The organism is Thermobacillus composti KWC4 (assembly GCF_000227705.2).
Classification (GTDB): domain Bacteria; phylum Bacillota; class Bacilli; order Paenibacillales; family Paenibacillaceae; genus Thermobacillus; species Thermobacillus xylanilyticus.
Map to the genome: position 1 here is coordinate 100,282 of NC_019897.1, position 21,682 is coordinate 121,963.

Below are 21,682 nucleotides of genomic sequence, written 5' to 3' on the forward strand. Positions count from 1 at the left end.
TTTCAATGAACGGTACTTTCGAAATTTAGGATTAAGAACACTATATAAAAACGCTTTCCTAATCTGCGATCTTTATTTTTCTAAGTTTTCCTCACCATTTCCTCAGTTTTCTTTTGTTGAGTTTTGGTGGCCTAGCCTCTACATGAAGATTAAGCGTATATTCTTAGTTCATTCAAAACAGAACACGGCAGCGGTCAAACCACCGATGCAGTGGCGTAATTCTTTTGTCATATCACAATCATTTTTTTATGCGTCAAATAAAATGTCAATTGATGACTTTGCACTTGGCTGGAGATCAACTGCTACAAGTCCGTTTGATTCCCTCTGCCTAGGTGAGCGGACAAACAGCAGCGCTAATAACAAACCTGCAAAAGCGCTGGATGTGCTGCATCTGCGCCCCGAAAAAAATTGCTTAGGTTGGTCGTCCATTCATGGCCGCGCGGACATAACACGATCAAATTTCATTTCGCATTTATATATTCTGTAGAGAGCAACCTCTACCCATCCTTTTCAAATCTACGCCGAACCTCTTCGTAATTCAGCCGTTCCGAATTAATATCAATGAATGTGTGCCCCTTTCAGGGTTTAGCGCCGTCTCCCAATTGACGCATGCGAATGCGACACCAGTGTAATGTACTATAACAGAGTAGTACAGATTTGATGATACAGCCCAATTTAGTTACACGCGGCCAAGAATAAAATCTGCCTTGACTGTTGATTTGGTGCGAGTTATGCTCAAACCACCAGCCGCGTATATCTTTTCAGTGCATATCTTTTTAGCGCTAAGTTCGCATATCTTGGCTGGGACATACAAAGTAATGCGCGGTCAGCACGACAAAAGCGAAGTGGGGAATTCGCGAGATCCCTTATAGGACAAGGCTTCTCGGCATTTTGGGAAGGTCAAAAAACACTGCGTATAATGTGGTGATATTGCACGCCCGTCCGGAATGTGGCGAGTTTGTCCCGCTGCAGCTTATCCTTCAGCGCATGCGCGCCGAACGCGCCCAGCGCGACCGCAATCGCCATCAGGATGCCGCCCAGCGCAATGAACGTTTCCATCCGTCGTTCCTTCCTCCTCCGGCTCGCGCCTTCCGGCGCCAAAGCCTTCTCCACATTTTTAGCGTTTGTCCGCGTGGAGCCGCCGGTGAAGCTCGCGCACCTGCTCCGCCAGCTCGGGAACGGGTCCCTCCACTTGCGCGTCGCGGATGACTTCCTGGATGGGCAAGTTCCTTACGCGGGACGGCGGAACTCCCCATTCGTCCAGCCACTCGGCCAATTGCCGGGACGAGCTGGCGTACACGATCCGGCCCAGGCCGACCCAGCCGTGGGCGGCGGCGCACATCGGGCAGTGCTCCCCGGAGGTGTAGACGGTGGCCCGGGCGCGCGCTTCCGGCGTCATGTGCTGAGCCGCCCAGCGGGCTATGGCGAATTCCGGGTGTTGCGTATGATCCCCTCCCGCCACATGGTTGTGGTCCTCGAACAACACCTCGCCTTCGGCCGATACCAGAACCGAACCGAACGGTTCATCGCCCTTCTCCAGCGCGATCCTTGCGAGCTCGACACAGCGCCGCAAATGCTTCATGTCCGTCTCCGTGATCATGTCGTCGCCTCCTTCGATCAAAAGTCATCCTCCATCTCACGCCGGCACGATGATTCGTTCGCAAGCCTGCACGACCCGTTCGCTCTCGTTGTCCAGCGAGCTGGTCGCCTCGTCGAACATCAGTATCGGCGGTTTTCCCTGCGCCGGACGGCCCCACGAGCGCCGTTTTCTCCGTCACGACGGCTTCAGGATCGCGAGCAGCTTCCCGTAACTGTCCGCCGCATCGACCTTCACTTGCCCGGTGTTCAGCTTCGTCAGAGCCTTCCGCGCCCATTCGATCTTCGCCCGCTCCGCACCCTGCAGCTCCAGCGACTCCAGCGAGCCCATCGTCTCCGCAATGAAGCAGATGTGCCTCACATCGCCTTCCCGGAACACGATCGCCCGGTCGGGATGGTAACGGCCCATCGGCGTCGGGATGAAGAACCCCCGCGGCAGCTTGTCGTACACGAGCACCTCGCCGCCCGCAACCGGCGCTTGCGCGGCCGGATGCGCCCCGTCCTCCGGCTGCCCGAACAGTTCGCGCTTCGTGAACACGTCCGCTTCGAACCGGTCGTTCAGCGCATCGTACGTGACGGCTTCGATGACCGCCGCCGCCTTCTGCTCGTTGATCAGCCTCGCGGCGCGGAGCACGAATTCCTCCGGATTCAGGCGAAACTGCCAGAACGTTGGCTCCCCGATTCCCGTCAGGATGGCCGCAATGGTCTTCCGCGTCAGCTTCGTCTCCTCCGTCAGTCTGCCGATCAGGTCCATTTTCACCCCGGACAGCGGCTGCACGTCCGCCGCCTCATCCTTGGCTTCCCGCGCCCGGAACGCTTCCCCCGCTTCCAATTGCTCCCGGGACGCGATGCGCCGCATCTCGCCATGCCGGACGGTATACCGGATGGCCGGCACCTGAAGACGGCTGTCCAGCGCCTCCACGCATTTTCTGATCAATTCGCCGGAGTCGAACCGGACGGTACAGCCCGTTTTCCGGTTGATCCGGTTCCAGAGCTTGAGGAACTCCCGCCTGTGGAAGTCGTCGTTCGCCTCCCCGGCTGCGCAATGGCGGAGGCGTTCGTTCTCCGCCACATGCTCCAGGAAAGCGCTGCGGTCCGCCGCACCCGGACGGCCGGACAGCGCCTCGGCGATCTCGCGCTGCAGCTGCCGCGCGAACTGTTCGTACGATTCGCTGGCGATGACGGTCAGCACATTGATGTCATGGACGTCGATGCCCGGCACGCCCGAATCGATCCGCTCCCCGTCCTGGTTGACGCAGAGTCTGAGCCCCCGTCCGACCTCCTGGCGCTTCTTGATCGTCGAATCGCTGTGCTTCAGCGTGCAGATCTGGAACACGTTCGGGTTGTCCCAACCCTCCTTCAGCGCCGAATGGGAGAAAATAAACCGCACGGGCTCCGCCAGGCTGAGCAGCCGCTCCTTGTCCCGCATGATCAGATCGTACGCGTCGGCATCATCGGAGTCGGCGTCTCCGGCCGTTCGTTTCGGATCGATGATGCGGTTGCTTTTTCGGTCGATCGAGAAGTATCCCTTGTGCGTGTCCTTCACCCGGATTCGCTTCAGGTAACCGGCATACGGATCGTCGCCGGCCAGCCTGCCCAGCTCTTCGGCCAGCAGCGCCGCATACTCCTCCTCGAAAATGTCGGCGTAAACGCCGTTCCGCTCCGCGCCGTCCCGATCGTATTGCCGGTACTTCGCCACCTCATCAATGAAAAAGAGCGACAACACCTTGATTCCCTGCGGGAAAAGCGCCCGCTCCTTCGCGAAATGCGACTTGATCGTCTCCCGGATCTGAATCCGGCGAAGATGCAGCTCTCCGGTATCCCCCTGCACGTCGCCGGCATGCAGCGTGACGCCGTTTATGAAGCGGATGCTGCCGTCACGTCCGTTGATCTCGGATACCTTGTACCCCTTGTACTGCGCGAGGCCGCCGGACAACGCGTGAAGATCGTCGCCGACCCTGACCAGACGCGTCCGCCTGACCACGCCCGCCTTCGTCTTCGCCTCGAACTCCAGCCGGGCCGCCGGCGCCCGGTCCGCGCTCACCTCAATGCCTTCGAGGTACAAATAGCCGTCCGATCCGCCGATGCCCTTCAACGAAATCCCCTTCACGCTGATCTTCTTCACCAGCTTCAGGTTGTAGGCGTCCAGCGCGTCCAGGCGGTAGACCTTGTTGTAGTCTTCGCGGTGCGTCGCCGAATAGCGCAGGGTAAGCAGCGGGTTGAACGCCTTCAGCGATTCCCGCGTCTTCACGCCTTCAACGGACTGCGGCTCGTCGATGATCAGGATCGGCCGCGTGTCCGCCAGCACGTCGATCGGCCGGCGGCTGCCGAAATCGTCGAGCTCCATGTAAATCCGCCTTGCCTCCCGCCCCCGCGCGTTGAAGGCCTGCGCGTTGATGATCATGACGCTCAGACCGGCGTCGCCGGCGAATTTCTCAATGTGATGCAATTGTTTCGAGTTGTATACGAAATACCGCGCCTTCATGCCGTACACGGACATGAAATGGTCTTCCGTCATCCGGAACGTCTTCAGCACGCCTTCGCGGATCGCAACGGACGGCACGACGACGATGAATTTGCTCCATCCGTACGTTTTGTACAGCTCGAACATCGTGCGGATGAACGTGTAGGTCTTGCCGGTGCCGGTCTCCATCTCCACGGTCAGGTTGTACCGGCCTTCCAGCCGTTCCGAGACCGGCAGTCCATTGCGCCGCTGCACCGCCTGCATGTTCCGCAGCACGTCTTCGTCCGGGAGCATGACGGGACGGTTCCGCGCATCCGGACCAGCGGATGGCGCGTACGGCTGCCCCGCGAAGCAATCGACAATGCTTCGCACCGCATCCAGTTGAAACGGCTGCTGCTTGAACTTGATTTTCACTGCTCGTACACCGCCTTACAGCACCCGAATGTCCGTTCCGGGAGAGAGCAGGTTGAACAGCTCCTCCACGTTGATGCGCGCGGCGTCGTCCGCGAATCCGCTGTCGCGGAAGACGGCGTGCTGCGGGCGCATGGCCGCCATCTGCCGGATGACGGGCTCCGGCACATCGTCATCGAAGCAGGCGGCAAGCACGTTCCCGCCGGCGAGGTGGACCGTCTTCCCTTCCACCCGCCGCGTCTCCATCGGCAGCGACAGCTCCAGGCCGAGCTCGAGCATGACCTGGATGAGCAGATCATCCCCTGTGCGGTCCTCCTTGATGCTTGCGGCGAGATCGAACAGGTCGGCCTGCGTGAGCTTGTCCGGCGCATGCCGGACGTCCTTCATGTTCGACGAATCGACGCGGAACACCCGAAAGCCGTAGTCGATGCCGGCCCCCGTCACTTCCCGGATCTTCTTCGCCGCGCGGCGGATCCGCGCTTTGCCGATATCGCAGATGGTCCGGTAGCCGGCCTTGCGCGCCTCGGACCGCTCGTTCGTCGGCTCGGGCAGCTGGACGAGAAGAAATCTGCGGTTGCCGCCGTCCCGCGCGTTCAGCTCCATCACCGCGTGAGCCGTCGTGGCGGAACCGGAGAAGAAGTCGAGGACGATATGTTCTTCATCCTTCTCCGTCGCGAGCGTCAGCATTTTCATGATCAGCTCTTTCGGTTTCGGACTGTCGAAGAATCGCCCGTTCAGCAGACGTTTCAGCTCTTCCGCCGCGCCGTGGGTGTGTCCCACTTCCTTGTGGTGCCAGATCGTCTCCGGCGGCTTCGTCGCTCCCTCGTCGAGAAACTGCTTCGCGTACACCTGCCAGCCCGCTTCGGTCTTCACCCACTCGACCAGCCCCCGCCGGACGTTCTCTTCGTAGGTCGCCTTGCTCCACCGCCAGCAGCCTTCGGTCCCGTCCGGCTTGATCGGGTACACGAGCGTGCCGTCCGGCGCTTCCAGCGGGAAGAACGAATTCGGCGCATCCGAACGGAGCGAGTTGCTCCCTTCCTTCCGGATGCTTCTTCTCCGGTAGCGCCGCCCCGTCGCTTCGTCCACATGGTTGAACTGCCGGACGTTCTGCTCGAACGGCTCCCGCTTGAGTCCCGCGATATCGCCTTTCACATAGCAGAGGATGTAGTCGTGGGAAGTGGAGAAACCGGTGACGTCCATGCGGGGGCTGTACACTTTTTCCCAGATGATCGTGGCGACGAAGTTGCCGTGCCCGAAGATTTCATCGCAAATCGCGCGCAGATTGGCGGCTTCGTGGTCGTCGATGCTGATGAAGATGACGCCGTCTTCCCGCAGCAGATTCCGCGCCACCTTGAGCCGGGCGTACATCATCGTGAGCCAGTCGCTGTGGAACCGGCCGTTGGCCTCGGTGTTCTGGAAGAGCCGGTTGCCGAGCTCGTCGACCTGCCCGGACTCCGCGAGATATTCCCGGACCGTTCCCCGGAAGTTGTCCTTGTAGATGAAATCCCGCCCCGTGTTGTACGGCGGATCGATGTAGATGCACTTGATCTTGTTCAGGTACGACTCCTGCAGCAGCTTCAGCACTTCCAGGTTGTCGCCTTCGATGTACAAGTTCCGCGTCCGGTCCCAGTCCACGCTGTCTTCCCTGACCGGGCGCAGCGTCTTGTCGGTCGGCACGTTCGCGTGGAGGATGGCTTCTTTTTTCCCCGGCCAGGTGAGCTGATACCGCTCCTTCTCCCCTTCCGCCAGCGCGCCGGACAGCTCCTGCCTCAGCAGGTCAAAATCAACCGCCCGCACCACGCTGCCCTCTTCATCGACCGCTTCGGTGATGACATGGGGGAACAGCGCCGCGATTTTGTCTATATTGGCCTGCGTCCTGTCGGACGTTCGCATGGTCAGTTTCTTCATGATCGGCTCCGTTTCGTCTGGAATCGATGATCTAATATCTTTCGCTGCCCGGACCGGGATTCCCTGTCCGCCTGACGCCCGGGCATTTACACCGTTTCCGAATTGCAGGAAAATGGTTTAAACCGATATAAAGGTGTGACGCCCATGAACCCGTACCCCGACTATCGGATCGCCGTGGAAGCGATTATTGTGCATGAAGGCAAGGTTCTGCTTGCGAAAAGAGCGGACAATGGCGCGTGGTATGTGCCGGCCGGCAAGGCGAAATATGAGGAGACCCCGAAGGAGGCGGTCATCCGGGAAGTCCGGGAGGAGACGAACCTTGAAGTTGACTCTATCGAAGAGCTGCATGTGCGGGCGTTCAAGGGACGAAAGGCGTCGGGGGATTTCTACAGCGTCATGTTCACCTATCTGGTCAGACCGGGAAACGGCGACATCCGCAGCTTCCGGTTGAACGATGAGCACACGGAATATGCGTGGGCAGGCCGGCAGGAACTCGGGGATTCGCGGTATGATTCATTGCTGCCGGAAGTCAGGCGCATCGTTGCGAATGTCCTGAGCTCGCGTTGGTAAAATTCAGCTAAATCTGTAATTTATCATTTCTTTGACGTCATCATCGTTGTATAGTCGAATCAACGTTGCAATGCGATGATCGGTGACTTGTTGAAAGGCGGGGATGATCATGCGTCAATACCGGGACATCAATCGGCTCAATTGGAACGACCGGACGGAGATTCATGCGAAGTCGAAGTTTTATGACGTGGATGCCTTTCTGGCGGATGACGCGCCCCGGATCGGGTTGGATCAGGAGGAACTGGGCGATGTGGCCGGGCGCACCCTGCTTCATCTGCAGTGCCATTTCGGCCTGGATACGCTCAACTGGGCCAGGCTGGGCGCCCGCGTGACCGGGATCGATTTCTCGGAAAAGGCGATCGCGCTGGCCAGGTCGCTCAATGACCGGCTCGGGCTTGACGCGCGTTTTCTGTGCTCGGACATCTACGATGCCAAGGAAGTGCTGGGCGGAGAGCAGTTCGACATCGTCTATACGTCATACGGCGTGCTGTGCTGGCTGCCGGAGTTGGACGGTTGGGCGGATCTGATCAGCACGTCCCTGAAACCCGGGGGCATCTTCTACATGGCGGAGTTTCATCCGGTGACGTTCATGTTTGAACCGGTGGATGGCGAGCTGAAGATCGCGGATTCCTATTTCAATACCGAGACACGCCAATATGTATCGGACGTCACCTATACGGGAGATGACGATCCGTTGGCGCACCCCGTGACCTATCAGTGGCAGCATACGCTGACCGAGATTGTCGGCGCGCTGATCGGGGCGGGACTGACGCTGGAATTTCTGCATGAGTTCCCGTTCACGGTGTTCAACATGTACCCCGGGCTCATGACGCAGGACGAGCAAGGGCGATGGCGGCTGAAGGGGAACCACCACCCGCCGCTGCTCTTCTCGGTGAAAGCCCGGAAGGTCTGACTTGAAGGCAAGAAAGGCCACCCCAGGCGGGATGGCCTCTTGTTTATTGGGCTGCCGTATCTGCTCAGACCAATGCGGATGCGGCCATGTCTTTGTCCTGATGACCGGCTTCGAGCGCGCGCCGGAACCGCTGCAGTCCGGCGGCTGCGACATCCGCGGTGAGACCCGACTGTTCGACGGCCTCCATCACCAGTTGGGCGTCTTTGAACGCATTCGCGATCGAAAAACTGGCCGTGTAATCGTCCGCAAGGATTGAAGCCGCTTTGGACTGAAAGAACGCGCTGTCCAGCGGTCCGCCTTTCACGATGTCCGCCACCAGCGCGGGGTCGACGCCGAGTCCCTTGGCGATCGCCAGACTTTCCGCGGCGCCATGCGTCAGCGCGAACACCCAGCTGTTCAGCGCAAGTTTGAGACGGCTGGCGGCCCCGATCTGATCCGACACCCAAACGGTCCGTTTGCCGATCGCCTCAAACACCGGCTGCACGGTGTCCCGATCTTCGACCGGGCCGGATGCGATGACGACAAGCTGCCCCTGTTCCGCCGGTTGACGGGAGCCCTGGACGGGCGCGTCAAACACCCTGAGCCCGTGCTGCTTGGCGAAGGCGGCCAATTCCTCGATCGCTTTGACGCCGACCCCATCCTTCAGCATCGTGATGACGATATCCGCTCCCTCCACAGCTTCACGCGGCGAATCCACCGCATCCAACCCGGCTGATGCCAGCGTCTTCGCCTTGGCGCGCGTCCGATTTCACACGCGCACGGAGAAACCATGCTTCCGCAAATTCCGCGCCACGGGTGCGCCCATGATGCCGGTGCCAAGTACGGCGATCGTTTTGTGATACAATTTCGTTTCTGCGTTTGACATGTTGCAAACCTCCTCTTGGGTATAGTTCTGGAACGAACGTTACAAAACTCTGCAAAAAAATGCCTGCATGGTGGTGCAGGTTTTCGTGCTGAATGGAAAGACGGGCTGCTCAAAGCACCCGGATGGCGACATCCACGACATCATGCAGAAGCTGCCGTCGGTCATGCCCGAGATATCCTTTGCTCAATACTCGCATCCCTTGTACCGTGTTCAAAATAAAGCGGGACAGCGCGCGAACATCCCGGTCTGCAGCGATTTCGCCGGTTTCCCGGGCACGAGACAACGCTTCGTACAAAGCCGATTCCATGTCATTCAAATTTTGCGCCACAATGGCGGCTACCGACGGATCATGGCTGGCAAGCTCCAAGGCCGCGCTGGCGTTCATGCATCCCAGCCCTTTTTCTTCGCTGAGCTCTTCGTCGACGACATCCATCAACAGACGCCTGATGCGCTCTCTGACCGGGCCCGGGCCGGACAGCACCGCAATTTTCTCCGCCTTGAGCTCCTGATACCGGCGAAGCGAACGCTCATACAGTTCGTGTTTGCTGCCGAAGGCGTTATAAATACTGCTTCGCCCCAGTTCGGTGCCTTCCTCCAAATCTTGAATCGAGGTCGCGGAATAACCGCGCTGCCAAAAAACTTTCATGGCTGCATCGATGATATCGTCCGGATCAAACGCTTTGGGGCGCAAAGATTCACCTCCTGACCCCTTTTTGAAATGATCGTTGCAAAATAAACCATACTGCTTTATCCTCACGCTGTCAAGAAGCGGCCTGAGTCCCGCAATGTTCAGGACCAAGGCCGCTCAAGTCACAGTTTACCTGGCCGTGTATTCCCTGCACGAAATTGTCAGCGCCCGGCGACCGTCACAGCGAGAGCTCCCACGTCTCCCCGATCAACTCGGGGCCGAAGCTGCGGTGCGGTTCCTGTTTGACCAGCACGAAGCCGGCCTTCTGATAGATGTTTCTCGCCTGTACAAGCACGTGGTTGGTCCACAGCACGAGTTTCTTGTATCCCTTGCGTCTTGCGAACCGGACGCACTCGTCCACGAGGCGTTTGCCCAATCCCAATCCGCGGGCCCTCGGGTCGACGAGCAGCCCATGACCCGACGCCGAGGACAGCGGCCCAGCTTCAGGCCATCATCGATGACCTCAACACCAGTGAATATGTAATGGCCATTGTCCACTATCTGAGCAACGGTCTGGAACGCCCGGAGCTGAAAACCTTCACGCTTGCCGGCATCGAGGGCGTGGACGAATCGAACGTCGACGAAATTATCGACGCCCTGTACGAGGAACAACAGACCAGGCTGTTCAGCATCCCGCTCGGAACGCCCATCTCCACGAAACAGGATATCCAGGATTTCATTGACCAGTACCTGGGGTTGGGGGGTTAACCGGAGCAAACCTGTGCCAGGGCATATGCCTTGGCACAGGTTTCATTTCCGCCGAGAGCAGATCATGCTTCCGGATTCCATGCCGGATTCCAGACGACTTCCCACACATGACCGTCAGGGTCCTGAAAACAGCCGGCATACCCTCCCCAGAAGGTATCGCGTGCCGGAACGGTAATCACGGCACCGGCTTTTTCGGCCTCTTCCATGACCCGATCCACTTCCTCCTTGCTGCTCACATTATGACCCAGCGTGAACTCGGCAGGGTTGGGCTGCGTCTGCTTGACGTTCGCATCAAGCGCGAGATTTTTCCGTTCGAAAATGGCCAGCCGCAGACCGCCTTCCAGATCAAAGAATGCGACAGCGCCATGCTCAAATTCTTGTCCCACAATGCCTTCCGTCGGAAACCCGAGCCCATCCCTGTAGAATTTGAGGGATCGCTCCAGATCGTCAACTCCGATCGTGATGACCGTCAGCCGAGGTATCACGCAGCATCAGTCCTCTCCGGCTATTCTGCACGAGCGGCAAATCGCCCGTGTTCCTAATCCATTCTGCAAATGGATGGCGTTTCCTTCCCGCCATTTGGTCTTCCGCTGGATCTCGTCCTGCATCGACCGCAGCTTCCCCGCAAGTTGCTCCAACTCGTCCGAAAAAGAGAAAAGCAATATGCCTGTCCCCCGGGGACCTTACGCACATTGCTTTTCGTCTTGGTGCCAGCCTTTTAACTGCGGGCAAAGATTTTCTTGTCGAAGAACACCAGCACTGCGAACAGAATGATGGCCAGGAGCAGGACGGACGCCGTCACAATAAACAGCAGCGTGGTGAACGTGTTTTCGATCTTGTAGTAGATCAGCATGCTGAGCGGCATCAGTCCGCCGCCGATCAGACTGGACCAGGCTTGCAGTTTGGCCGTCCGCTTCATGCCGATTTCCTTAAAAATATGGTAGAAAATACCATAAGCAAAAAGACTCAGCCACCCGACCACCAGGATGTGAGCGTGACCCGGCACCATCGTATAATCTTTCCTCCCGGCCAAATCCGATCCGATCATTGCGCCGATCAACGCGTATACGGCCGCGATACGGATGAGCCACTTGCCATAATGCTGCATCTTCTCACTTCCTTTACCCGCAATCCGGAACATTTCCATGCTCGGCCATTTGAAAATTTAAATGCCGCTCTTATTATACAACACTTTGGTTTAAATATCCTCTTTACATCCCGGCATGAGACTGCTGCGATTTCAGCACCCCGGCGGTTTCGAAGGATTTCACGAAATCGAGCGCCAGCAGTTTGTCGCACACATGAAGCAGATTGCGGGTGCGCGGCTTGTGCAGCTTGATCCGGAGCGTCCGGATGTCGTCCTCATCCTGATCGTCACCGGGGGCTTCCAGCGACATGCTCACGATCAGAAGCCCTTCCTTCTCGATCAGATCCGTGATTTGCGCGACGCTCCCTTCCGCGCGGGTGATCCGCAACGTGATTTCGTTTCGGCTGCGCTTGCTGTGGAGGCTTTTCTCAAGCCGGTTCAGCACCAGCAGGATGAGGATGACCAGCACCGTGACCAGCACCGCTTCATAAAAAAAGCCCGCTCCCACACACAGGCCGATCGCCGCCACCACCCAGATGGAAGCGGCGGTCGTAAGCCCCGAGATGCTCAAACCGTTGCGGATGATGGCGCCTGCGCCAAGGAACCCGATGCCGGACACGACTTGTGCCGCCAGACGCGCCGGGTCCATGCGGACATTGAATTCGCTCGCGAAGTCGCCGAATCCGTAAATGGACAGCAGCATGATCATCGTGGCTCCGACACATACCAGAATGTGCGTGCGAAGACCGGCTGCATGGTTGTGCCACTCGCGTTCCAGTCCAATCAGACCGCCCAGCACCAGCGAAAGCAAAATCCGCAGCGATGAGTCCACGTAGGAAATATCCCACAGACCGGTTTCAATCACCTTCATGGCAGAGCCACCTCCTTACGACCCAATGATTCTACTTCAGCGACACCTCGGCAATGACCGGATAATGATCGGACGGATACCGTCCTTCATATAGCCCCCGGTCGATCACGACCGATTGGACCTGCCAATCCGGGGTCAGAAAGATGTAGTCGATCGTTTCGCCGGTGTCGCCGCCCTTAAAGTGATGGACCGTCCCCCCGACCTCCCGGTTTGCCGCATGCAGAACGGAATAAACACTTTGATAGCCTTCCTGCACCAATCCCGTTACGGCGGCGTGTTCCGGTGTCACGTTGAAATCGCCCGTCAAGGCGATCGGAAGACCGGTCTGTTCGCGCAGATTCCGCATCCGCTCCCGAATCAGCTCCATGCCCTTCCGCTGCGCTTCTTCGCTGACATGGTCCAGATGCGTGTTGAACATGGCGAATTGATCGCCCGCGCTCGACTTGAACGCCGCCCAGGTGCACATGCGCGTGTGGGAAGTGTTCCAGCTCATCACCCCGAGCTGCTCCGGATTCTCGGACAAGCTGAAGTTCCCCGACCGGACCATTTCCCACTTGCTCTTCTTGTAGAAAATCGCGGTATATTCGCCTTCGGTTCCGCCGTCCCGCCCTTCGCCGACCCAGGCGTATTCCGGCAGCAGCGGCTCCAGGTCCGCAAGCATGCCGTGAAGCCCTTCCTGAACGCCGATGATGTCCGGATCATGCTTCTTGATCGTCTCGGCAACCGCCTTCGTACGGTTCGGCCAGGCATTGTCCCCGTCGGACGCCACGTTGACTCTCAGGTTGAACGACATGATTTTCAATTGCATAAGGTGCCTCCACTCCGCGTTTGTCTGTATCGGATGTTCGGATTCCATTTCGGATCGGTTTACTTTTCCTTGCTGCCTCTGCCGTAAACGAAGTACATCGTAATGCCGGACATGACCATCAGCACGACCGAGTAGACGAGCGTCATGGCACGGGCGATAATGCCCGCTTCCGCGTCCGTACTGTTCTTGATGACAACCCCCAGCGTCTGGTACACGGGGTGATACAGGAAGACCGTCAGATCGTAATCGTCCAAAATTTTGATGAAGTTCAGCGCAAGGACCGCCAGTGTGGACGGCAGCACGATGGGCAGCAGCACCCTGCGGAACGTATAGAACGGTCTTGCGCCCATGTTCCGCGCGGCATCCTCCAGGTTGTTGTCCAGGCTGAAGAACGAGGCCTTCACCATGCGCATCGTAAACGGAATGTGGATGATGACATAACCCAGAATGACGATCCAGTGCGTCCCGGTCAGCACCGTGTTCCCGACGATGAGACGGGGGATGTTGAACGCCATCACAAGACCGATCGCGATCAGCGTGCTCGGCAGAATCCACGGAATCAGCAAGGAATATTCCAGCGCCAGCGCAAGCTTGCTGTTTTTGTACTTATGCAAAATTCTCGACGCGTACAGCGCGAGGGCCACGACGCCGATTGATCCCGCCGCGGCATACAGAACGCTGACCAGATACGGTTTCAGCGCGCTCATCGAGGTGAACAGCCGGGCGTAATTTTCCAGCGTGAAGCTGTCCCAGGTGATGGTCGACGTCGAGATGCTCTTGGCATCGGTGAACGAGAACAGCAAGATCAGCGCGACCGGCGTGATATAAATCAGGAACAGCACGTAGCCGATGATATGCACGACGACATTGGCGAACTTGTTGTTGATCTTCTGTTTGACGAGCGCGGATTTCACTTTGGAAACGGACATGTAATTGCCGCGTTTCTCAAACTGAATCATGATCGTCAGCAGGATGATCGTGGCGAGCCCCAGCACGAGCGCGAGGAGTGCCGCCAGATCCTTGGACGTCTGGCTCTTGGAGAACGTCAGGATCATGGGCGCGATCGTCTGGAATTCCGGCCCGCCCAGAATGAGCGGAGCCGACATGGCGCCGAGTCCCGTCAGGAACGTCAGGATCGTCAGCGCGAAGATCGTCGGTTTCAGTACGGGAAGCACCACGCGCCACAAAATATAGAAAGCGCCGGCCCCCATCCCTCTGGCAGCTTCGACGGTCTGATAGTCGACCTTGCGGATCGCATTGCCCAGGAACAGGATATGGTTCGATGTGCAGGCGAACGTCATGACGAACAGCACGGCCCAATAACCGTGAAACCATCCCCGGTCCATGGACGGGAACAGGTTGGCCAGCACGTTGGTGACAAGTCCATTCTCACCGTAAGCAAACTTGTAGCTCGACGCCACAACGACCCCGTGATACAGCAAAGTCGTGAAGAAGCCGAGTTTCAAAATTTTGGCGCCCTTGATATCGAAATATTCGGTAAGCAGCACCAGCGCGATGCCGACCACATTGACCGTGATCATCAGGGACACGGCCAGAATGAAGCTGTTGGTCAAGCTGTTCATGGCGCGCTTGGAGGACAACAGCTTTTCCACGGCATCCAGCGAGAAGCTGCCGTTCTTGAAGAAAATCTCTTGGTAAACATTCAGATTCGGAAAAATGAGAAACGCGATGATGAACCAGGCGATGAGCACAAAGAGCAGAAGCTGCCCGTAATTTATCGACCCGAACTTGTTTTTCAATGTTTGTACATTCAATTTCCTCGCTCCGTCCGATCGTATTGCATAATATCCGCGAGCCTGATATATACATCGGTTTCCGTGCCGACTTCGAATCCGATCTGCCCGTTTTCCTTCTCGATCGTTTTCATCCGGCTGCCGCCGCCCATCTCCAATACATACTTGCTGTACAACCCGTAATATTCGCGATCGACGATTTTGGCCTTCAGGCGCACGACATCGTCGCCCGGGATCGGCGTCAGATTCACTTTTTCATTCCGGATATAAGCGACTTTGCCGGGCGGTACATGCGCTTTCAACGGACTGCTCTCGATCAGCTCCGGGTCAATCTTGTTGATGTCGCCGATGAAATTGCATACAAACTCCGTTCTGGAGTGATTATAGATTTCGTAAGGCGTGCCGACCTGTTCGAGATTGCCGCTGTTGAACACCGCAATCCGATCGGACAGCGTCAGCGCTTCTTCCTGATCGTGCGTGACGTAGATGGTGGTGATGCCGAACTGCTTCTGCAGCTCTTTCAGTTCGTTCCGCAGCTGTACGCGCAATTTCGCATCCAGATTGGAAAGCGGTTCATCCAGCGCCAGAATGGACGGTTTCAGGACGAGCGCCCGGGCAATGGCCACCCGCTGCTGCTGTCCGCCCGACAGTTCGGACACCTTCTTGAACAGCTGCTCTTCCTTCAGGTCGACCTTGCGGGCGATATCGCGCACATCCGCGTCGATTGCCGATCTGGCCGCCTTCTTGACCTTCATGCCGAAGGCGATGTTCTCGTACACGGTCATGGTCGGAAACAGCGCGTAGTTCTGGAACACCATGCCGATGCCGCGCTTCTCGATCGGGACATGCGTAATGTCTTTGTCCTTCAGGAAGATGTTCCCGCCCGAAGGGGAAATGAACCCCGCCAGCGTGCGAAGAATCGTCGTTTTCCCGCAGCCGGACGGCCCCAGAAACGTGAAGAACTCGCCTTCCTTGATTTCCAGATTGAAGTTCTTGATGGCATGGAACGATCCGAAATGAATCTGGATATCTTTAAATGTGATCAATGCGCTCACCATGCTTTGGCTTAAATTGTAAGAGAGAGAACTGCATAGCCTGGACGAGAGCCATGCAGTTCCCGATTGACGCTGGTTCAGTTGATGATCTGCAGTTCGATTTTCTCTGCCCAGAGGTCGATATGCTCGGCAATGAACGACCAGTTGAGCGGCTGCGCCTTCATGTTGCCGAACAGCTGCTTGATGTGGTCCGGCGCTTGATCAGCCGCTTCCGGAATGACCGGCATGGCGCTGAATTCCGCGGCGAACTTGCCTTGCATTTCGGCGGAACCGAACCATTCGACAAAACGTTGTGCCGTATCCAGCTTCTTGGTGCCGTTCACGATCGCGATATGCTCGACGACCATCGGGACGCCGCCTTCCGGACCGACAACGCCGACTTTGACACCGTATTCTGCTTCCCGCTTGAACTTCTCGCCGGACACGACGGTGCCGATTCCGATCTTGCCGGCAGCCATGTTGGCGTACAGGTCTTCGCCTTCCACCATCGGCTGTCCGTTGTCGTACAGCTTCTTCAGCTCGTTCCAGCCTTCTTCGGAAATGCCCAGGTCGCCGTTTTCGTCGATGTACGGCATCAGGATGCCCGCCACAACAAGCCGCGACGTCGCCCGAGTCAGATTGGTCGGTGCTTCATATTTGCCCTTGAACGCTTCGTTGGTGTACAGATCCTGCCACGATTTCGGCGCCGTCTCCGGCGTGTACTCGGCTTCGTTGTAGCCGATCATGATCGCCTGCTTGACCAGAGCGTGATAGTAGCCTTCCGGATCGTTCAGGTTCTCCCAGACTTGCGGCGCCCACGAAGGCACGTATTTCGTGAGGACGCCTTCTTTTTTCAGATTTTCGTAGAAAATGTTGTTGAGGCCGAACACGACGTCCGCGATCGGATTGTTCTTCTCCGCAATCAGGCGGTTGGTCAGATCGGCGCCGCCCGCTCCGACGATCTCGATATCGAAGCCGGCTTGCTTGGCCTGTTCGATCCACCATTCGCCGCGGCCGTCGGAGTTGGAGTTCGTGTAGACGATCAGTTTTTCATTTTTGACTTCGCCGCTGTCGCCGTTGCCCGACCCCGCGGTGTTTTCGTTTCCGCTGTTGCTGCCGCTGTTCGTTTCGCTGCCGCTTCCGCTGTTGCCGTTGTTGTTGCCGCCTCCGCAGGCCGTAATCACCAGGCAAGTCAGCACCAGAAGTACCAACGTTTTCATCATTCTCGACATTTCTGATCAACCCCGCTTCTTGTAGTCATGGCGAAACGCTTCGATCCAATACCGATTTTCTCTCGATGATTTGGGTCTGAATTTTTACCGTAATGTGCTGCTCTTTCGACTGACGGACACGCTTCATCAGCAGCTCGACGGCTGCCGCCGCAAGCTTGTCCGTGTCCTGGCGGACGGTGGTGAGCGGCACGGGCGTGAGCGCCGACAGATAAGTATCCGAGAAACCGACGATTGACAAAGTTTCCGGAACAGAGATGTTCATATGAAGCGCGGAAAACAAGGTGGCAATGGCGACCTGGTCATCCGCACACATGACCGCCGTCATGTCGGGATTGTTCCGGATGAACTCTCCCTGCTCGGCGTCATACTGGTGAACGTGGCCCGGTTTGATGCTCGACGTCCGGAAGTGGATGTACTCGCTTTTCACCGGAATCCCGTGATCCAGCAAAGCTTGAATGTACCCCTGGTACCGTTCCCCGCGGCTGGTGATGTTCTCGATGACGTTGGACGAGAATCCGATTTCCCGATGTCCCTTGGAAATCAGATACTTCGCCATATCATAAGAGCCCTGAAAATGGTCGTGATAGACGCAATCGATCGGAATCTCGTAGAACACCCGGTCGATGATCACGCTCGGAATTTTCTCCATTTTCAGTTTGAACACTTGGTTGCTGCAGGATTTGCTTCCCAGCGGGAACAAGATGATGCCGCTGACGCCCATTTCGGCAAGCGTTTGCAAGCACCGCCCCTGATCCTCTTCGTCCTTGCTGATTCTTAGAATCAGGTCGTACCCGTGTTTGCGCACCTCGTGCTCGACCGCCGAAATGATTCTCGACGTATAGTCGGTCATGTGGGGGATGATGAGCGCAATCATCTTGTTCTCTTTCTTGTCGGCGGGGGGTTGTGCAGGTATCTCTGTCATCCGTGCACGATCTTCTTGCCGTGTTCCGGACAGAAATGTCCCTCTGCGCGGCAAGCGATATACAATCCCTCGCTCGACAAGCTGTTCCAGCGCCAATTTGCTCGTCATTCGGCTGACGCCGAACAACTTCGCAAGTTCGCCTTCGGACGGCACCGGATCGTGAGCTTTGAGCCCCCTGCTCTCGATGATCTCCAGAACTTTGTCGGCGATCTGCAAATAAAGCTGCTTTTTGGGCTTGCTGTTATTACTCATGTCCGGACATTCCTCTGGTTTGGGCCGGCCAAGCCCGATTGATGGTATATACCATTAGCTTAAGCTGATATAAACCATAAGTTATGTCACTGACATATTCAATGGTATTTTATTGTCTTGTTTATACTGGTTTATTTTAACAACTTGTCTGCAGGCCATGATAAAAGGGAGGCTCGTGGAAGAGCGCTCCCTTATACCGTCATTGTTCAAAGTATTTGGGTGCAATACCGTAATATGCGGGCCTTTCTCCTTTTTGTTCAACAAGCGATAAATCGAGCAAATATTTGGCCATTTTTCTGACGGTCGCCGGCGACTTGCCCAGTATATTTGACAGTTCCGCTACAGTTAATCCGCTGCTGGAATCAAAGAAATAATTCTGAGCCATGACGAACATGAAATCTCTGAACACTTTGGGCAGATGACTCAAACTTGTATCGCTGTTTATTTTTTGGGCCGCAATGTCCAATAAATAACTCTTTTCTTTAAGTTCTGCGTTCATCGCTTTAAGCTCATCAATCATGATTTCCAGAAAAGTTTCAATGAAACTGTTCATCTCACCTCTGCTTCTGATACTGTTTGAGATCTCAAAAGCCTCAAGGTACTTCGATTTATATTTATTGCATCCTCTGGAGAGCGCTAGAGAGGAAATATTACCCAGATCTTTGGCTAAATACATGCTGCTGATAAACCGGGCTGTTCTTCCGTTCCCATCGTAAAAGGGATGAATATAACCAAAATAATAATGCCCTACCGCGACTTTAATGACATTTGGAATATCAAGTTGTTCATCATTCATAAATTGCAGCAGTTTGTCAATCAAGTTTATAATTTTGGTTTCCGGAAAAACTCCTTGGTGGACAACTTTACCGGTTCCCGATTGTTTTAATACGTAAGCGATTCCTTTCCTGAACACCTCGCCATCGGGCAGATCCTGAGGATCCATTTCCCCTCCTGTTATATTGTTAAGCTTCTCGGAAATTCATTTCCGTTGTGGACTCTAGCTTTCTGGCCAGGGTCCTTTATTGTTTCACCCCCAAAATAGGGATGCGAACAAACTTTCCTCTTGACATTTTCGAAACTCCCCAACAATCGCCGAGAAGGCATTTTTTTACTGCCTATCTCTAGAAAATTGGGTGATTGTGTGAAAATCGTTTCTCGTTCTCACCAGGACTACTTGACCTTCGTAAGCGATCAACTGCGCAAGGAGTTCGACACCCCGGAAGCCATGTTGTTCTTGCAACACTTCTATCGCGACTTGATCTTCTGGATCACGCCGATCGATCTGTCCGCCACCGCTTCCTTGATGCGTTCGGCTTACTCCTCCAATCCCAGAGGCCGCAAGCCCCACGATCCCGCCGACATGCTCCGCTGCATGTTGCTCTTCACCAAGCTCGGGCTCAGTGTCGATGACGGAGTCGTCGCGCTGCGAACGACGCCGGTCTATGCCATTGTCTGCGGCTTTAAACCCGGTGAGACGCCGGGTGTCGGAACGTTCTACGACTTTTTCCCCCGGCTTTGGCGGGCATCCACTCCGCATAAGACCGGGCGCGTCAAACGCCGCTTGAAGAAGCCGCGGAAGAAGGGCAAAAAGAACGAAAAGCAAGAGCCCAAAAACCCCAAGATTACGGAGAAACTCGTCTCCCGCATCCTGCGCGAGGGCAAGATCCACTACGCCCCCAAGGAGCACGACCTGCTGCAACAGTTGTTCCAATCCCTGTTTGTCCTGCCTTCTGCGGCAAAAGGATTGCTTGGCGATACGAGCGCTTTCCGCGTCATCGGCGACGGATCTCCGGTTGAAACCGGCGCGCGTTCGTACGGCAAGTTCCTTTGCGATTGCCGCAAGTCGGGCAACTGGAAATGCTCCTGCAAACGGCAATTTTCCGATCCGGATGCCGATTGGGGCTGGGACAGCTATCGCGAGAAATATTACTACGGGCGTACGCTCTACATGTTCACCGCAGCCGACAGTCCTTACAATTTGCCCGTGTACCCGCGATTGTTTCGCGCCAGCCAACATGACTCGGTGTCATGGATCTGCGGCTACCGCGAGCTGCGTCACTGGTACTCGGACTGGAAGGTGGGAGAGGCGCTCCTGGATTCGGCCCACGACGCCCTCCCGATCTATACCATGCTGGAACACGATGATGTTTCCGCCATCATCGACCTGAATCTCAGGCGTTCCGGGCATACGGTATACAATGAAATGAAAATTGGCTCCGATGGCGTTCCTGTCTGCCCCATTGGACGCAAGATGGTCTGCTGGGGCAAGTGTTCCGGGCGACAGCGCATCAAATGGCGCTGTCCCGCCAAAGTCGGCAAATGGGAATGCCCGACTCCCTGCTCGCCTTCCGATTATGGAAGAACGTTCTACACATCCACCGCGGATAACCCGCGCCTGTTCCCGCGCATCCGCCGTGACAGCAAGGAATGGAGAAAGCGTTACGCGCTGCGAACCGGAGTGGAGCGTTGCATCAAGCGCCAGAAAGTCGATTACAACCTGGAAGCTTCGCGCGGGCGCAGTTCCCGCCACTGGAACATTCGCGTGTACTTGATCGCCATGTGCCAGCATGCCGACGCGTGGCTGGAAGAAGCGAAGAAGCAGAAGCAGCTCGTCTCTGTCGAGCAATGGCTGGAAGGCTTGGCGGCAGCTTAACGCCAAAGGACTTCATAGCATTTTTTAAAAAATGCCCTTTTGAGGGTTCTTTGGCATGCACATTCTTGAAAACAGCTTTCATAGGCGCCGCTTCATCGACATTTCTGCCTCATTCACCCCTCATTCGGACTCAGAACGACTGCTTAATTCCGAGCTCCTATATTGTCATATATTTTTCTTACATCCTTTGAAGTGCGGGGATACGCAATATCATCCAAATCCAGCAGGCGAAAGTATGATGAGATCATACTTTCAAATCTCTTTTTTGATTTCCTGTTGAATAATATATCTTTGGTGCTTCTGACAATTTCCTCCCTGGTGCTTCTTATTCCTTCCAGCTCATTTGTGTTGTACAGCTCCTCCGCAATACATTCAATAATAAACTGCTTCCGTGCAATGTTTGGGAGTTCCCTGTATCTTGAATCAAGCTCCTTCGATATGATGAAAAGCTCACTGATCATTTTTAGCATCCTGTTGGTGGGCACATAATACAATTCATATGTATTGCCCTGACCCATTGGTTTGATATGCAGGCCAAGTTTAATGGTTGAGTGGAAGCTGATCCTCTCTTCATACACTCGATTAAAGACAGGAGTGCTGTTTTCGTGAAATATTTTGTGCAAGTGCCTCATAAGGACCACCCACATCCATTATATTACCAGTATTTTTGCACATTGCACTAACAATGTCTATATCTATGTGAGAAAATCATGGTTTTTTTATACTTGGAAACCAGCAGAACTTAGCCCAACACTTTGATATGCGCACCACAGACACATCGTCCGTTGCCGTTGTTCTTGATTTTTACTTTTCTCTTGCATGAAGGACAAACGACAAACATGCGTTAACACCTCGATTCTCAAAGTGTTAACAGCTTTGACTTGGCTAGGGGCTAAATATACCTCTGTTCCGACAAACGAATGATTACAACGGGAATTTCAATCTC

At 55.8% G+C, this 21,682-nt stretch carries 22 protein-coding genes and 1 pseudogene; 5 read left to right on the top strand and 18 right to left on the bottom strand.

What is annotated here, in order from left to right; genetic code table 11:
* Window positions 1-142: 142 nt before the first annotated feature.
* A complete protein-coding gene (locus THECO_RS21495; protein ID WP_157373485.1) occupies window positions 143-487 on the top strand; it encodes a hypothetical protein in 345 nt (114 codons plus the stop codon).
* 413 nt (window positions 488-900) lie between these two features.
* On the opposite strand, the gene THECO_RS20840 is transcribed toward THECO_RS21495, so the two are convergent.
* From THECO_RS20840 to THECO_RS00420, 4 genes are all read right to left on the bottom strand, one after another.
* Window positions 901-1,059, bottom strand: coding sequence for a DUF423 domain-containing protein (locus THECO_RS20840; RefSeq protein WP_015253107.1), 159 nt, complete (start codon window positions 1,057-1,059; stop codon window positions 901-903).
* Window positions 1,060-1,117: 58 nt separating this feature from the next.
* On the bottom strand, window positions 1,118-1,600 hold the full coding sequence (locus tag THECO_RS00410; RefSeq protein ID WP_015253108.1) for a nucleoside deaminase: 483 nt from the start codon (window positions 1,598-1,600) through the stop codon (window positions 1,118-1,120).
* Window positions 1,601-1,774: 174 nt separating this feature from the next.
* The gene (locus THECO_RS00415) at window positions 1,775-4,474 is read right to left on the bottom strand and encodes a restriction endonuclease (protein ID WP_015253109.1); all 2,700 of its coding nucleotides are present in this window, start codon (window positions 4,472-4,474) and stop codon (window positions 1,775-1,777) included.
* A 15-nt stretch (window positions 4,475-4,489) separates the two neighbouring features.
* Entirely contained in the window at window positions 4,490-6,379 is a 1,890-nt protein-coding gene (locus THECO_RS00420; protein ID WP_015253110.1) for a site-specific DNA-methyltransferase, read from the bottom strand.
* Between the two features lie 144 nt (window positions 6,380-6,523).
* Between THECO_RS00420 and THECO_RS00425 the strand changes: the two genes are divergently transcribed.
* Window positions 6,524-6,949 (top strand): NUDIX domain-containing protein, encoded by a 426-nt coding sequence (locus tag THECO_RS00425; protein ID WP_015253111.1) that lies wholly within the window; start codon window positions 6,524-6,526, stop codon window positions 6,947-6,949.
* A gap of 109 nt (window positions 6,950-7,058) precedes the next feature.
* The gene (locus THECO_RS00430) at window positions 7,059-7,862 is read left to right on the top strand and encodes a class I SAM-dependent methyltransferase (protein WP_015253112.1); all 804 of its coding nucleotides are present in this window, start codon (window positions 7,059-7,061) and stop codon (window positions 7,860-7,862) included.
* A 64-nt stretch (window positions 7,863-7,926) separates the two neighbouring features.
* Here the strand turns inward: THECO_RS00430 and THECO_RS00435 are convergent, their stop codons facing one another.
* From THECO_RS00435 to THECO_RS00445, 4 genes and pseudogenes are all read right to left on the bottom strand, one after another.
* Window positions 7,927-8,511, bottom strand: coding sequence for an NAD(P)-dependent oxidoreductase (locus THECO_RS00435; protein WP_232427828.1), 585 nt, complete (start codon window positions 8,509-8,511; stop codon window positions 7,927-7,929).
* A pseudogene (locus THECO_RS22440) lies at window positions 8,494-8,727 on the bottom strand (NAD(P)-binding domain-containing protein); the annotation flags it as partial. The pseudogene THECO_RS22440 and the gene THECO_RS00435, both read right to left, overlap by 18 nt.
* A 109-nt stretch (window positions 8,728-8,836) precedes the next feature.
* Complete coding sequence (locus tag THECO_RS00440) at window positions 8,837-9,484, bottom strand: TetR/AcrR family transcriptional regulator (protein WP_232427719.1); 648 nt, start codon at window positions 9,482-9,484, stop codon at window positions 8,837-8,839.
* 109 nt (window positions 9,485-9,593) lie between these two features.
* A complete protein-coding gene (locus THECO_RS00445; protein ID WP_332306840.1) occupies window positions 9,594-9,848 on the bottom strand; it encodes a GNAT family N-acetyltransferase in 255 nt (84 codons plus the stop codon).
* A 50-nt stretch (window positions 9,849-9,898) separates the two neighbouring features.
* Here THECO_RS00445 and THECO_RS00450 point away from each other — a divergent pair, with 50 nt between their 5' ends.
* The gene (locus THECO_RS00450) at window positions 9,899-10,123 is read left to right on the top strand and encodes a hypothetical protein (protein ID WP_015253114.1); all 225 of its coding nucleotides are present in this window, start codon (window positions 9,899-9,901) and stop codon (window positions 10,121-10,123) included.
* A 62-nt stretch (window positions 10,124-10,185) separates the two neighbouring features.
* Here THECO_RS00450 and THECO_RS00455 read toward each other — a convergent pair whose 3' ends face one another.
* The 9 genes from THECO_RS00455 to THECO_RS00495 form a co-directional block, all read right to left on the bottom strand.
* Complete coding sequence (locus THECO_RS00455; protein ID WP_015253115.1) at window positions 10,186-10,608, bottom strand: VOC family protein; 423 nt, start codon at window positions 10,606-10,608, stop codon at window positions 10,186-10,188.
* 233 nt (window positions 10,609-10,841) lie between these two features.
* Window positions 10,842-11,231 (bottom strand): hypothetical protein, encoded by a 390-nt coding sequence (locus tag THECO_RS00460; protein WP_041853722.1) that lies wholly within the window; start codon window positions 11,229-11,231, stop codon window positions 10,842-10,844.
* Between the two features lie 103 nt (window positions 11,232-11,334).
* Window positions 11,335-12,081 carry an MgtC/SapB family protein gene (locus THECO_RS00465; RefSeq protein WP_015253117.1) on the bottom strand — a complete coding sequence of 249 codons (747 nt, stop codon included), beginning with the start codon at window positions 12,079-12,081 and terminating at the stop codon, window positions 11,335-11,337.
* Between the two features lie 31 nt (window positions 12,082-12,112).
* A complete protein-coding gene (locus tag THECO_RS00470; RefSeq protein ID WP_015253118.1) occupies window positions 12,113-12,889 on the bottom strand; it encodes an endonuclease/exonuclease/phosphatase family protein in 777 nt (258 codons plus the stop codon).
* 59 nt (window positions 12,890-12,948) lie between these two features.
* Window positions 12,949-14,664 carry an ABC transporter permease gene (locus THECO_RS00475; protein ID WP_015253119.1) on the bottom strand — a complete coding sequence of 572 codons (1,716 nt, stop codon included), beginning with the start codon at window positions 14,662-14,664 and terminating at the stop codon, window positions 12,949-12,951.
* Window positions 14,661-15,689, bottom strand: coding sequence for an ABC transporter ATP-binding protein (locus THECO_RS00480; RefSeq protein ID WP_041853723.1), 1,029 nt, complete (start codon window positions 15,687-15,689; stop codon window positions 14,661-14,663). The genes THECO_RS00475 and THECO_RS00480 overlap by 4 nt, the downstream gene beginning before the upstream one ends.
* Before the next feature lie 86 nt (window positions 15,690-15,775).
* Entirely contained in the window at window positions 15,776-16,909 is a 1,134-nt protein-coding gene (locus THECO_RS00485) for an extracellular solute-binding protein (protein WP_015253121.1), read from the bottom strand.
* A 25-nt stretch (window positions 16,910-16,934) separates the two neighbouring features.
* Window positions 16,935-18,083, bottom strand: coding sequence for a GntR family transcriptional regulator (locus tag THECO_RS00490; protein WP_015253122.1), 1,149 nt, complete (start codon window positions 18,081-18,083; stop codon window positions 16,935-16,937).
* Window positions 18,084-18,282: 199 nt separating this feature from the next.
* Complete coding sequence (locus THECO_RS00495) at window positions 18,283-19,026, bottom strand: Fic family protein (protein WP_052835783.1); 744 nt, start codon at window positions 19,024-19,026, stop codon at window positions 18,283-18,285.
* Window positions 19,027-19,224: 198 nt separating this feature from the next.
* Here THECO_RS00495 and THECO_RS00500 point away from each other — a divergent pair, with 198 nt between their 5' ends.
* Window positions 19,225-20,736 carry a hypothetical protein gene (locus tag THECO_RS00500; RefSeq protein WP_041853721.1) on the top strand — a complete coding sequence of 504 codons (1,512 nt, stop codon included), beginning with the start codon at window positions 19,225-19,227 and terminating at the stop codon, window positions 20,734-20,736.
* 143 nt (window positions 20,737-20,879) lie between these two features.
* Here THECO_RS00500 and THECO_RS00505 read toward each other — a convergent pair whose 3' ends face one another.
* Entirely contained in the window at window positions 20,880-21,368 is a 489-nt protein-coding gene (locus THECO_RS00505; protein WP_041853724.1) for a hypothetical protein, read from the bottom strand.
* Window positions 21,369-21,682: the final 314 nt, after the last annotated feature.

Excerpts from the sequence above, each read along its gene's own strand:
- THECO_RS21495 (WP_157373485.1), top strand. The coding sequence starts at position 143 with ATGAAGATTAAGCGTATATTCTTAGTTCATTCAAAACAGAACACGGCA.
- THECO_RS20840 (WP_015253107.1), bottom strand. The coding sequence starts at position 1,059 with ATGGAAACGTTCATTGCGCTGGGCGGCATCCTGATGGCGATTGCGGTC.
- THECO_RS00410 (WP_015253108.1), bottom strand. The coding sequence starts at position 1,600 with ATGATCACGGAGACGGACATGAAGCATTTGCGGCGCTGTGTCGAGCTC.
- THECO_RS00420 (WP_015253110.1), bottom strand. The coding sequence starts at position 6,379 with ATGAAGAAACTGACCATGCGAACGTCCGACAGGACGCAGGCCAATATA.
- THECO_RS00425 (WP_015253111.1), top strand. The coding sequence starts at position 6,524 with ATGAACCCGTACCCCGACTATCGGATCGCCGTGGAAGCGATTATTGTG.
- THECO_RS00430 (WP_015253112.1), top strand. The coding sequence starts at position 7,059 with ATGCGTCAATACCGGGACATCAATCGGCTCAATTGGAACGACCGGACG.
- THECO_RS00435 (WP_232427828.1), bottom strand. The coding sequence starts at position 8,511 with ATGCTGAAGGATGGGGTCGGCGTCAAAGCGATCGAGGAATTGGCCGCC.
- THECO_RS00450 (WP_015253114.1), top strand. The coding sequence starts at position 9,899 with ATGGCCATTGTCCACTATCTGAGCAACGGTCTGGAACGCCCGGAGCTG.
- THECO_RS00460 (WP_041853722.1), bottom strand. The coding sequence starts at position 11,231 with ATGCAGCATTATGGCAAGTGGCTCATCCGTATCGCGGCCGTATACGCG.
- THECO_RS00465 (WP_015253117.1), bottom strand. The coding sequence starts at position 12,081 with ATGAAGGTGATTGAAACCGGTCTGTGGGATATTTCCTACGTGGACTCA.
- THECO_RS00470 (WP_015253118.1), bottom strand. The coding sequence starts at position 12,889 with ATGCAATTGAAAATCATGTCGTTCAACCTGAGAGTCAACGTGGCGTCC.
- THECO_RS00485 (WP_015253121.1), bottom strand. The coding sequence starts at position 16,909 with ATGTCGAGAATGATGAAAACGTTGGTACTTCTGGTGCTGACTTGCCTG.
- THECO_RS00490 (WP_015253122.1), bottom strand. The coding sequence starts at position 18,083 with ATGAGTAATAACAGCAAGCCCAAAAAGCAGCTTTATTTGCAGATCGCC.
- THECO_RS00495 (WP_052835783.1), bottom strand. The coding sequence starts at position 19,026 with ATGGATCCTCAGGATCTGCCCGATGGCGAGGTGTTCAGGAAAGGAATC.
- THECO_RS00505 (WP_041853724.1), bottom strand. The coding sequence starts at position 21,368 with ATGAGGCACTTGCACAAAATATTTCACGAAAACAGCACTCCTGTCTTT.